The organism is Actinomycetota bacterium (assembly GCA_035759705.1).
Lineage (GTDB): Bacteria > Actinomycetota > CADDZG01 > JAHWKV01 > JAHWKV01 > JAJCYE01.
The window spans coordinates 1-8,348 of record DASTUJ010000074.1; the positions used below are offsets into that span (position 1 = coordinate 1).

General features: G+C 67.4%; 12 protein-coding genes. 4 read left to right on the forward strand and 8 right to left on the reverse strand.

All coding sequences use genetic code 11. The annotated features are described in order from the left end of the window. The coding region (locus VFV09_04975) for a GTP-binding protein (GenBank protein HEU4867065.1) at positions 1-727 on the reverse strand (727 nt) is incomplete at its 3' end. A gap of 126 nt (positions 728-853) precedes the next feature. On the opposite strand from VFV09_04975, the gene rpsT reads away from it, so the two are divergent. Continuing rightward, positions 854-1,114, forward strand: coding sequence for a 30S ribosomal protein S20 (gene rpsT, locus VFV09_04980; GenBank protein HEU4867066.1), 261 nt, complete (start codon positions 854-856; stop codon positions 1,112-1,114). Between the two features lie 10 nt (positions 1,115-1,124). Here rpsT and VFV09_04985 read toward each other — a convergent pair whose 3' ends face one another. The 4 genes from VFV09_04985 to holA all read right to left on the reverse strand — a co-directional run bounded on the left by VFV09_04985 (position 1,125) and on the right by holA (position 4,991). After that, on the reverse strand, positions 1,125-1,784 hold the full coding sequence (locus VFV09_04985) for a cation transporter (GenBank protein HEU4867067.1): 660 nt from the start codon (positions 1,782-1,784) through the stop codon (positions 1,125-1,127). A gap of 84 nt (positions 1,785-1,868) precedes the next feature. After that, positions 1,869-2,249 carry a Rieske 2Fe-2S domain-containing protein gene (locus VFV09_04990; protein HEU4867068.1) on the reverse strand — a complete coding sequence of 127 codons (381 nt, stop codon included), beginning with the start codon at positions 2,247-2,249 and terminating at the stop codon, positions 1,869-1,871. Next, a complete protein-coding gene (locus tag VFV09_04995) occupies positions 2,246-3,925 on the reverse strand; it encodes a nitrite/sulfite reductase (GenBank protein ID HEU4867069.1) in 1,680 nt (559 codons plus the stop codon). Before VFV09_04995 ends, VFV09_04990 begins: the two co-directional genes overlap by 4 nt. Positions 3,926-4,052: 127 nt before the next feature. Beyond that, the gene (holA, locus tag VFV09_05000; GenBank protein HEU4867070.1) at positions 4,053-4,991 is read right to left on the reverse strand and encodes a DNA polymerase III subunit delta; all 939 of its coding nucleotides are present in this window, start codon (positions 4,989-4,991) and stop codon (positions 4,053-4,055) included. A 66-nt stretch (positions 4,992-5,057) separates the two neighbouring features. On the opposite strand from holA, the gene VFV09_05005 reads away from it, so the two are divergent. Both VFV09_05005 and VFV09_05010 read left to right on the forward strand, forming a co-directional pair. Continuing rightward, positions 5,058-5,255 (forward strand): hypothetical protein, encoded by a 198-nt coding sequence (locus VFV09_05005; protein HEU4867071.1) that lies wholly within the window; start codon positions 5,058-5,060, stop codon positions 5,253-5,255. Continuing rightward, the gene (locus VFV09_05010) at positions 5,255-5,767 is read left to right on the forward strand and encodes a GNAT family N-acetyltransferase (GenBank protein HEU4867072.1); all 513 of its coding nucleotides are present in this window, start codon (positions 5,255-5,257) and stop codon (positions 5,765-5,767) included. Before VFV09_05005 ends, VFV09_05010 begins: the two co-directional genes overlap by 1 nt. On the opposite strand, the gene VFV09_05015 is transcribed toward VFV09_05010, so the two are convergent. Further along, positions 5,768-6,286, reverse strand: coding sequence for a peptidoglycan-binding protein (locus VFV09_05015; GenBank protein ID HEU4867073.1), 519 nt, complete (start codon positions 6,284-6,286; stop codon positions 5,768-5,770). It lies immediately after the preceding gene. A gap of 48 nt (positions 6,287-6,334) precedes the next feature. Next, the gene (locus VFV09_05020) at positions 6,335-7,294 is read right to left on the reverse strand and encodes a sigma-70 family RNA polymerase sigma factor (protein ID HEU4867074.1); all 960 of its coding nucleotides are present in this window, start codon (positions 7,292-7,294) and stop codon (positions 6,335-6,337) included. 7 nt (positions 7,295-7,301) lie between these two features. Between VFV09_05020 and VFV09_05025 the strand changes: the two genes are divergently transcribed. Beyond that, positions 7,302-7,712 (forward strand): AhpC/TSA family protein, encoded by a 411-nt coding sequence (locus VFV09_05025; GenBank protein HEU4867075.1) that lies wholly within the window; start codon positions 7,302-7,304, stop codon positions 7,710-7,712. On the opposite strand, the gene VFV09_05030 is transcribed toward VFV09_05025, so the two are convergent. Further along, positions 7,709-8,348: MBL fold metallo-hydrolase (locus VFV09_05030; protein ID HEU4867076.1), on the reverse strand; the 640-nt coding region annotated here is incomplete at its 5' end. The genes VFV09_05025 and VFV09_05030 overlap by 4 nt on opposite strands.

Genomic DNA, 8,348 nt, shown 5'->3' on the forward strand with positions numbered 1-8,348 from the left:
TGACGCCGACCTCGAGCATCTCGTGCACCGCGCCGGTGGACATCATCTTGATGCGGTCGCGGTGGGTGAGCGAGCCGTCGACGACGCGGACGTAGGTGACCACTCCGCGGTAGGTGTCGTAGACCGAGTCGAAGATCAGTGCCCGCGGCGGAGCGTCCTTGACGCCCTTGGGCGGCTCGACCTGGGCGACGATCTCGCTGAGCAGATCCTCGACGCCTTCGCCGGTCTTCGCCGAGACCCGCAGGACGTCGTCGGGGTCGCCGCCGAGGATGTGTGCGATCTCGGCGGCGTACTTCTCCGGCTGGGCGCCCGGCAAATCGATCTTGTTGAGCACCGGGATGATGTGCAGGTCCGCGTTCAGCGCGAGGTACAGGTTCGCCAGCGTCTGCGCCTCGATGCCCTGGGCCGCGTCGACCAGCAGGATCACACCGTCGCACGCCGCCAGCGCCCGGGAGACCTCGTAGGAGAAGTCGACGTGGCCGGGGGTGTCGATCAGGTTCAGCTCGTAGATGTTGCCGTCGGCCGAGGGGTAGTGGAGGCGGATGGACTGGGCCTTGATCGTTATTCCCCGCTCCCGCTCCAGGTCCATCTTGTCCAGATACTGGGCGCGCATGTCACGGTCGGGCACGGCGTGGCACACCTGCAGGATGCGATCCGCCAGGGTGGACTTTCCGTGATCGACGTGAGCGATTAGGCTGAAAGCCCGGGTGAGAGAACGATCTTTCATCTGGTTCGAGAGTAGCAGGGACCAACGGCCAAAAACCGGCCGCCCATTCAACCGCGTGCCCAACAGGCACCCCCAGGATGCTAAACTGCCTGGTAACCCACATCTTTCAAGGGATTCTTGCGTTCAATGGCAAATATCAAGTCGCAGAAAAAGCGCGTTATCACCAACGAGAAGCGGCGTATTCGGAACAAGGAATACCGCACCGCTCTCAAGACGTACATCAAGCGGTTCAACGCTGCAGTTGACGGCGATGACGACGCAGTAGCCCAGACCGAGTTCCGGAATGCGGCACGTGCGCTCGACAAAGCGGTCTCCAAGGGGATTCTTCACCGCAACAACGCGGCGAACAAGAAGTCCTCGATGGCGCAGCGCCTCAACGCCCGCTAGGTAGCCCTCTTCAATCGCTGAAGCCGCCCAGGCGGCTTTTTGGCGCGCAGCCACAGGCTTCCCCCCGCCACGCCTCCCGGCCCTCCCGGAGCGCGACGCCGGCGATGACCAAACCTGCGATCGGGTCGGCCCAGGACCAGCCGAACAGCGAGTTCGCCAGCAGGCCGGCAAGCAGGACTGCGGACAGGTAGGCGCAGAGCAGGGTCTGCTTGGAGTCGGCTACTGCAGAGGCCGAACCCAACTCCCGGCCCGCCCGGCGCTGCGCCGAGGACAAGAACGGCATGACGACCAGCGATAGCGCCGCCAGCCCGATGCCGGCGGGCGATGGGCTTGCCTCGCCCCTACCGACGAAGGCGAGCACCGAGTCGACGACCACGTAAGCCGCGAGAGCGAAAAACGACAGGGCGATCAGCTTCAGGGTCAGCCGTTCCCGGGACTCCCGAACATCGTGATCCTTCGCCGAGAACTGCCACGAGAGTGCGCCCGCCGAGGAGACCTCGATCAGCGAGTCCAGACCAAATCCGATTAGCGCAGTGGACGAGGCGACCGAGCCGGCGATAAGCGCGACCACGGCCTCGGCGATGTTGTAGGTGATGGTCGCAGCAGCGAGGAGGCGGACCCGCCGGGCGAGGGCGTTACGCCTTTGCGGCTTCAGCCCGACGGTTGCCAAACCTACCCCTCCCCGGGAGGGATGAAGGTTGCGTCCGGATCGGCAGCCGGGACCATGGGTCAATAGTACAAATTTGTACTAGCGCTAGCCGTCCAGCGGGCCCTTCGACACCAGGGCCACGTACACCGTTTCGTCCAGGACCTTGACCGTGTATTTGCGCAACGGCTTGCGGGCAGGTCCGGAGACCACCTCTCCGCTTCGGGCGTCGAACTGGGCGCCGTGCCAACTGCACTCCAGCCGGCAGCCGTCGCTCAGCCGGCTGTTCCCCAGGGGGCCGCCGGCGTGGGTGCAGAAGTTGTCGAGCGCGGAGAAGGCGCCGTCGCAGTTGGCCAGGGCGACCTCGCGGTTCCCGACCTGGACCTTTAGGACCCAGCCCGGTGGGATGTCGGCCGTGTGCGCCACCGCAAAGTACTCGACCGACTCGACGAGCTTGGTGCCCGCCAGGACTGCTGTCGTTTCGCTCAAGCTCCCACCACCATTCGCACCTGCCGGCGATCGGGCTTTCCCAGGAATATCGGGCCGTCGGTCGAGGGCTCGGCCCCCGGCTCCCACTGGCCCTTGAAGACGGCCGCTATCTGAGCGGCAAACGTTTCGGTCCCCATCCGGTGAACGGTCGTGGTGAAGTTCTCGCCACGCTCCCGCATCGCTTCCCATAACCCGATGATGGCGCCGGTGATCGCGTAGGTGTCCTGCTCTGCGACCCTTCCGACCACCTGGGCCAGGCTCCCGGCGCCCACGTCCCCTCCGAGCCAGACCTGGTAACCGAGCTGGGAAGCTCCGCCGATGGTGACCTTGCTGCCCGAGAAGCCGATGTCGGCGATCTGGTGCTGGGCGCAGGCCGCCGGGCAGCCCGAGACGTGGATGCGCAGGGCCGAGTTGCGGTGAAGCGCGGGGTGGTCTAGCAGCTCGGCCGCCACCTTTTGCGAAGGCGTGAGGGCCAGGGTGCAGACCGGGCCGCCGGTGCAGACCCGGATGTCCCGGGAGTGGTCGGCGCCCTCCAGGCCCAGGCCGACCGCCGCCAGCTCCTTCCTGATCGCCGGCACCGCGTCGAGGGGCACGTGGCGGAACATCACGTTCTGGTTCTTGGTCAGGTGGATGTGGTCGTCGCCGAGGTCGGAGGCGAGGCCGGCGCAGACGCGCCAGTCCTGGGTGTCCATGTCGCCCAGCGGGACGTTGACGGTCACCATGGCGAATCCCGGGATCCGCTGGGGGCGGACCCCGCCTCCCCAGCCGTCCTCCGGGGCGCACGCCAGGATGCTGCCGAGCGACGCCGAGAGCGGGGTGGACAGGTGGTGCGGCTCGGGCCAGGTTCTCAGCTTGGCCTTCTCGAACGCGGCGTTGAACAAGGCGAGGAAAGCCTCTTCCCCCTGCTTGCGCAGCAGGTACTTCAGGCGGGCCTTGCCCGGGTTGTCGAAGTCGCCGTGCTCGACGAAGACCTCGAACAGCGCGTGGACGGCGGGCAGCACATCGCGACGCGGGAGGAACGAGAGGGCCTTGATCGCCAGGGTCGGCGTCGACTTGCCGAGACTTCCCCCGAGCCATAGCTCGTAGCCGAGCTCGCCCTCCGGGGTGACCTTCGAGACAAACCCCATGTCGTTCAGCCGGGCGTGCTCCCGGCACGACAGGCAGCCTCCGAACGCAATGTTGATGCGCTGCGGCATCTTGGTGTCCAGGTCGGGACTAAGGCTGAGAACGTAGTTGGACGCCGCCTGGGCGTCGAAGTGGCAGTCGAACGGCTCCTCGAGGCCGACGCCGGCGTCGGGGCAGGACATGACGCCCCTCATCGTGTGCCCGCACGAGGACCGGTTGACCAGCCCCAGCCGCTTGATGCGTTCCAGGACCGTTGTGACGTCCCGGGAGTGGACGTGGTGGAACTCGAACTGCTGGCGGGTGGTGATGCGGATCCAGCCTCGGGCGAATTCGTCGGCGATGTCGGCCACGCCCCGGGCGGTGTCGCTGTCGAGAACCCCGCCGGTGCGGGTCCGGATCATGAACGTGTCGGGCTGGGCCTGAGCGCAGACGCCGTGCATCTTTAATGCGTAGCGTTCCTCGGGGCTGAGCCAGGAATCTCCCTCAGCCGTCAGGCGGTCCAGGTCGACCGGCAGACCGGATCTTTTCGCCAGAGGAAGGTTGGGGGCCATCAGCGCCCTTCCCGGGCGTGCGGGAGTCGAATTGGTGATTTGGTCATGTGTCGAACGTATACGGGGCTTGTTAACCGTTGATTAGCGGTCGATTACGGGGAGGTAACAAAGCCGTTTCGGCCGGCGGCTACCGTTTCCGGCACAGGGCGACGACCGCCCGCTCCAGGGTGAGCCCCTCGGGCTCCTCGCTGCTCTTGACCTTGAGGTCCGCTTCGGCGAGGACCTGGTAGGCCTCGATGAGGGCCTCCTGGCCGAAGCCCCGGGCCTGGCGGCACAACTTCTCGGCCAGCCACTCGGGCTTGCCGAGCAGCTTTGCGACCTGCTTCGGCGAGCTCTCGGCCGCCACGAGCAGCTGGCGGAAGTGGCGGGTGAGGTTCCAGAAAAGCATGGTCGGGGCCTCCCCCTGGGCGACCAGGTAGTGCAGCGCTTCCAGCGCCGCCGCCCCCTGCTTCTGCGCCACTGCGTCGATGAAACCGAACAGCTTCACGTCGGCCCGCCCACTGAACTGGCCGGCAATCTCCTTCGGGGTGATCCGGGAGCCCGGGGGCATCGCCAGGCTCAGCTCCTCGATGGCCTGCGACAGCGCCATCCGCTGCTCCCCCACCACGTCGACCAGGGCGCTCATGGCGTCGCCCGACATGTGCAGCCCCTTGGCGATCGCCTGCTGCTTCACCCACGGGAACAGGTCCTTGCGCTTGCCCTTCTCGACTTCGATCACGTGGCCCGACTTGCGGGCGGCCGAGATCATCTGCGCCGGCATCTTAGACCCGACAAGCACCAGCGTTGCATCGGGCTCCGGGTGCTCGAGGCAGGCGATCAGCTTGCGCTGGGCGTCGGCCGGCAGCTTCTCGACCTCCCGGACCACGATCGTGCGGCGGTCGTCGAACATCGAGGGCGTGGAAATCGCCTGCAGGATGCTCTCGATCTCGTCGGCCGGGCCGAACTGGTTGACCGAGGTCTCGCTCAGGCCCTTGAGCAGTTTGTCGACCGCCACGTCGGTCAGGTGCGGGTCGTCCCCGACTACGACGTAGGAACTCAGGTTCGGCTTGACGGCGGGAGGGGTCACGCAGAAATCCTAGACCCTGGCGGTGACTAGACTGAAGGACAACCAGCCGAGCGACCGGAGGACCCCATGAGCGTCAACGACACCTGCCCGCAGTGCGGGGTGGAGATCGAGCCCTCAATCGCTGCGCTGATCCCGGCGGGCGATACCGGCAACGGCACGGCCAGGGTCGAGTACGAGGAGCGGGACTGTCCGCACTGCGGGACCGAGCTGAAGCGGGCGGTCGGCGGCGCCTGGGTCCTGGCCTCAGAAACCGAGCTGCCCTAGTGCTTAGATTCGCCCACCAGGACGACCTGCCGTTCCTCAAGTGGATGCTCTACGAGGCGTGCTACCCGGAGGGCGGCGACCGGCCCCCTTTCGAGAAGGGCATCAGCAAGCCGGATGTGGCCGTCTACCTGGATGGCTGGGTTCGCAAGGGAGACGCCGGGCTGATCGTTGCAACCGACGCCGGAGGCCCGATGGGCGCCGCCTGGTACCGCCTGTTCACCGCCGACGCGCCGGGCTACGCCTTCGTCGACGAGAAGACGCCGGAGGCGGCCATTGCGATGGTCTTCGAGGCCCGCGGTAGGGGTCTCGGCACCGATCTGATGCGAAACCTGATGTCGCTGGCCAACAAGCAGGGCCACAAGCAGATGAGCCTCGGCGTGGACGACGTCAACCCGAGGGCCCGGAGGTTCTACGAGCGCCTCGGCTTTGAGGAGACCGGCCGCAAGGAGGACGGGGTCATCATGGTTGCCGATCTCACCAAGCCGATTCCGGACCCGAAGCCCGCCGGTTAGCTACTGCCCGAAGTTCGGGCCCGTCGGGCGGATCTTGGCCAGCAGCCTGGTGCGCCAGTCGTTTTCCCCCTCCAGAGCCACGCCGGCATCGCCGCCGGCCATCGGCACATACTCGGTAGCCAGCAGGGTGCGCCAGGTGTCGGTGTTGACGATGCCCGTCCCCTCCAGCCCCCGGAACACCTGGAAGCGGCGGACGCTGATGTCGGTGCGGACCCCGAAGACTCCGTCGACCGTCGGCAGGGTGCCCCGGACGTAGAGCTGGACCTGGGCCGCCTTGACCGCCTCTCCGGCGTCGCCGTTGCCGACGTCGGTCACCAGAGCCTGCCAGGTCGAAGCATCGACCACGCCGTCCTCGGGCAGCGCATGGGCGGTCTGGAACTCCTTGACGGCCGCCTGGGTGGCCTCGCCGAAGACGCCGTCGGGCTCGAGGGTGGCGCCGTGGAAGTTCAGGAGGTGCTGGAGGCTCCGGACCGCCTGGTCCTGGTCACCAAGCTGCTTAACCGGCCATTCGACAGCCATTTCCGCCTCCCATCAGGATGAGAACCAGTCCCTGGATTGTAGACCCGCTCAGGAGCCGAGCGCGGCGCGGAAGGTGGCGAGCTTGGCGGGATCGGCTATGGCGTCGATGTGGACAACCAGGCCGTCCCGAACCGTCAGAACCGCAAAGGTAACCACCCGGTCGCCCCGAAGTGCCACGACACCTGCGTCGCGGCCGGCCGGAATGCTGAGCAGCGTGGTCTTCGACTTCGGACCGAGGAAGCGCATGAGCCCGGAGGCGACCGGCTCCCGCCCGGTTACCGTTCTCACGCCCGCCGTGCCGCCGAGATCGGCGTCGCCCGCCACGTCCGGGTCCAGCACCGCCAGGAGCCTTTCGAGGTCGCCGTTGGCGCAGGCGTCGATGAACCGGTCGGTCACCCGCCGTTGGTCGGCCGGCTCCACGACGAACCGGGGCGCACGTTGCTCGGCGCGCAGCGTCCGGCGGGCGCGGCTGGCCAGCTGGCGGCAGGCCACCGGCGTGCGGCCGACGATTAAGCCGATCTCGCCGAACGGGTACTGGAATACGTCGTGCAGGACAAAGACGGTCCGCTCCGCAGCGGAAAGGCGTTCGAGGACCAGGTGCAGGGCCATGCGGACCTCGTCGTCGAGGGTGATCCGGTCGGCAGGGTCCACGTCGCCTGCCGGCCTGTCCGCCAGGTTCGCCTCCGGCGAGGTCGGGTGCCTTCGCCGCGAACGCAGGCGGTCGAGGCAGAGGCGGCTCACCACCACCACCAGCCAGCCCCCGGTGTCCTCGATCTGGTCGATGTCGGCCTTCACCAGCCGGGCGAAACCCTCCTGCACCACGTCCTCGGCTTCACTCAGGTTGCCGAGCATCCGGAATGCGATGTCCAGCACGTGGCGGCGGTGGTCGCGCCAGGCTCGGCTGAACTCCACGCCGGCTTCTGGGGCATCGGTGCTGGGGTGCGTGGGGTTGTTCCTTTTGGGCGGCATCTCGACATCAAGGACGTGCCGGTGCTGCAAGTGTGACACCGGGGGAATGTCACAGTTCTCGGCCCGCCACGGTGAGCTGGCCAAGGCCGGGATCCGTGAAGTCGTTCTGTTTCACTCCGCCGCCGCGACGATGCTGGAGTTTCAGGGGCAGCTGCCTTTCGAGGTCGTCGCCGACCCCGCCAGGGAGGTCTACGACGAGTTCGGAGTCGGTAGCGTCTCCGTCTCAGCGGCTTTCGACCCTCGCTCCTGGCGAGCGGCGGCCCGGGCCCTGACGGCCGCCGAGAGCTTCCGGGGCGCCACCGGCAAGGGCGAAGAGCACATGGGTGCTCCGGCGGACTTACTGATCGATACCTCCGGCGAGGTTGTTGCGGTCAAGTACGGCAAACGGGTCGACGACCACTGGTCGGTCGACGAGGTCCTCGATCTGGCTGCCCGCACCGAGCTTTCGAGGACCTAGCCGCCCGCCCTCACCCTCCCCTGCTCGTCCATCTCGACGACCACGTCGTCCAGGCGGTCGGTCCTCAGCGTCTGAGCGCCCACTTCGTCGAAGGCATCCAGGGCCTTGGCGCTCGGGTGTCCGTAGCTGTTCGGCCCGACGGAGACCGCCACCCACTCCGGGTCCACCGCTTCGACAAACTCCGGCAGCAGCCTGCCCGAGCCGTGGTGGGGCGCCTTCATCACCGTGCAGTCGATCCGCTCCGGGTGATCCAGCAACCCCTGCTGACCGGCGTCCTCGACGTCTCCGGTGAACAGGACGCACTCACCGGCCCAGTTGACCCGGAGGACCACCGAGGCGTCGTTCAGACCCGGGCCTTCGGCCGGCGCCCGCTCGGTGACGGACACCGCCGCCACGTCCCTGAGGTCCGGTGTCGGTCCAAGGACGTCAACGGTGAGGTCTCCGACCCGCAGTAACTCGCCTTCGGTCACCTGCTCCATCGGGCCTTCGGCGGTAAGCGTCGGCAGCAGCGGCGCCTTTACGCCCGGGTGCACGGCGAGGCCGATGTCGAGGCGCCGCATCACCGCCTGGAGGCCGATGACGTGGTCGGCGTGCATGTGTGAGGCGACCAGCAGGTCGACCCGCTCGAAGCCCCGG